The organism is Mesorhizobium sp., from assembly GCF_024509055.1.
Taxonomy (GTDB): Bacteria; Pseudomonadota; Alphaproteobacteria; order Rhizobiales; family Rhizobiaceae; genus Mesorhizobium.
The window spans coordinates 1-2,260 of sequence record NZ_JANINM010000278.1 but is presented as its reverse complement, the minus strand read 5'-3'; the positions used below and the strand labels follow the sequence as shown (position 1 = coordinate 2,260).

Annotated in this window: 2 protein-coding genes; both read left to right on the top strand. The window is 65.7% G+C overall.

The window, feature by feature from the left end; genetic code table 11:
• Positions 1 to 1,181 (top strand): glucan export ABC transporter ATP-binding protein (locus Q0L57_RS13030; RefSeq protein ID WP_296743223.1); only part of this gene is annotated, 1,181 nt, incomplete at its 5' end.
• A gap of 221 nt (positions 1,182 to 1,402) precedes the next feature.
• The gene (locus tag Q0L57_RS13025; protein ID WP_296743222.1) at positions 1,403 to 2,206 is read left to right on the top strand and encodes a heme ABC transporter permease; all 804 of its coding nucleotides are present in this window, start codon (positions 1,403 to 1,405) and stop codon (positions 2,204 to 2,206) included.
• Positions 2,207 to 2,260 lie beyond the last annotated feature (54 nt).

Here is a 2,260-nt window from a genome sequence, read left to right as displayed (position 1 = left end):
ATGTGACCGACAGCGTCAGCAATGTCGCCGTGCTGCAGAGCTATAACCGCATCGGCCACGAGACCGCGACGCTGAAGCGTTACGTCAAGGACCTGCTCGACGCGCAGAACCCCGTGCTCGACTGGTGGGCAATCGCCAATGCGCTGAACCGCCTGTCCTCGACCATCTCTATGATGATCGTGCTGTCGATCGGCGCCTATCTCGTCACCCGTGGTGAGCTCCGCGTCGGCGATGTCGTCGCCTTCATCGGCTTCGCCGGGATGCTGATCGCCCGCCTCGACCAGATGTCGGCGTTCTCCACCCAGATCTCCGAGGCGCGCGCCAAGCTCGAGGACTTCTATCGTCTGGAAGACTCCGCCGCCGACGCCGCCGAGCCGGACGGCCTGCGCGAGCTGACCAACGTCACCGGCCATGTCCGCTTCGAGGACGTCAGCTTCGAGTTCGCCAATTCCGGCCATGGCATCGAGGACGTCTCCTTCGAGGTCCAGGCGGGCCAGACCGTCGCTATCGTCGGCCCGACCGGCGCCGGGAAGACGACGCTCATCAACTTGCTGCAGCGTGTCTTCACGCCGTCTAAGGGCCGTATCCTGATCGACGGCATCGATACCCGCACGGTGACCCGCAAGTCGCTGCGCCACTCGATCGCCACCGTCTTCCAGGACGCCGGCTTGCTCAACCGCTCGATCGAGGACAACATCCGCGTTGGCCGCGCCGAGGCCACATATGACGAGATCCACGCCGCGGCCAACGCCGCCGCCGCGCAGGACTTCATCCTGGCCAAGAGCGGCGGCTACGACACCGTCGTCGGCGAGCGCGGTGGCCAGCTTTCGGGCGGCGAGCGCCAGCGCATCGCCATCGCCCGCGCCGTGCTAAAGGACGCTCCGATCCTGGTGCTCGACGAGGCGACCAGCGCGCTCGACGTCGAGACCGAGGATCGCGTCAAGGAAGCCATCGACGAGCTGCGCCGCAACCGCACCACCTTCATCATCGCCCACCGTCTGACCACGGTCCGCGACGCCGACCTGGTCGTCTTCATGGACAAGGGCAAGGTGGTCGAGTTCGGCGGCTTCACCGAGCTGTCGCTGCGCAACGGTCGTTTCGCCTCGCTGCTGCGCGCCGGTGGCCTGCTCAACGACGAGGAAGTCCGCCGCCTCAGCCGCCCGGTCAACGAAGCCGCGTAAGGCAGTTTCTCCCTTCTCCCCTTGTGGGAGAAGGTGTCGCCGAAGGCGACGGATGAGGGGTGTTCCAGGGAACGCCAACGCCTCACTCCGCTGGAACACCCCTCATCCGTCTCGGCGCTATGCGCCGATCCACCTTCTCCCACAAGGGGAGAAGGCAATGGGCACCGCCTGCGACACTCCTCCGATTGCCCCGAACACATCTCCGGTCTATTTAGGTCGGCATGAGCGACACCACCTCACGTCTCGCCGGCTGGACCGATCTTGCCAATCCGACGCGCTTCGTCGGACTGGCCGACAGGGTCATCCCATGGCTGGCGTCCGTTGCCGCCATCCTGCTCGCGGTAGGCCTCTATATGAGCTTCACCGCGCCGGAAGACTTCCAGCAGGGCATCACGGTGCGCATCATGTACATCCACGTGCCTTTCGCGTGGCTCGCCATGATGTGCTACACGATCATGGCGCTTTCGGCGCTAGGCACGCTGGTCTGGCGGCACCCGTTGGCAGACGTCGCCCTGAAATCCGCGGCGCCCATCGGCGCCACCTTCACCGCGCTGGCGCTGATCACTGGCTCCATTTGGGGCAAGCCGATGTGGGGCACCTGGTGGGTGTGGGACGCGCGGTTGACCTCGGTCTTCGTGCTCTTCCTGATGTATCTCGGCATCATCGCCCTGACGCGCGCGCTTGACGATGCCGGCCGCGCCGCCTGGGCCGCCGCCATCATCACGCTGGTCGGCTTCATCAACATCCCGATCATCAAATTCTCGGTCGACTGGTGGAACACGCTGCACCAGCCAGCCTCCGTCTTCCGGCTCGGCGGGCCGACCATCGACCCCTCGATGCTATGGCCGCTTGGCGTGATGGCGCTCGGCTTCACCGTGCTGTTCTTCACGCTGCATCTGTTGGCGATGCGCACGGAGATTTTCAGGCGGCGGGTGAATGCGATGCGCCGGGTCGCGGCCAGGCAGGCGGAGCGAACTCCCCCTTCTCCCCTTGTGGGAGAAGGTGGCCGCGGAGCGGCCGGATGAGGGGTGTTCCAGCGGAGTGAGGCGCTGGTGTTCCCTGGAACACCCCTCATCCGT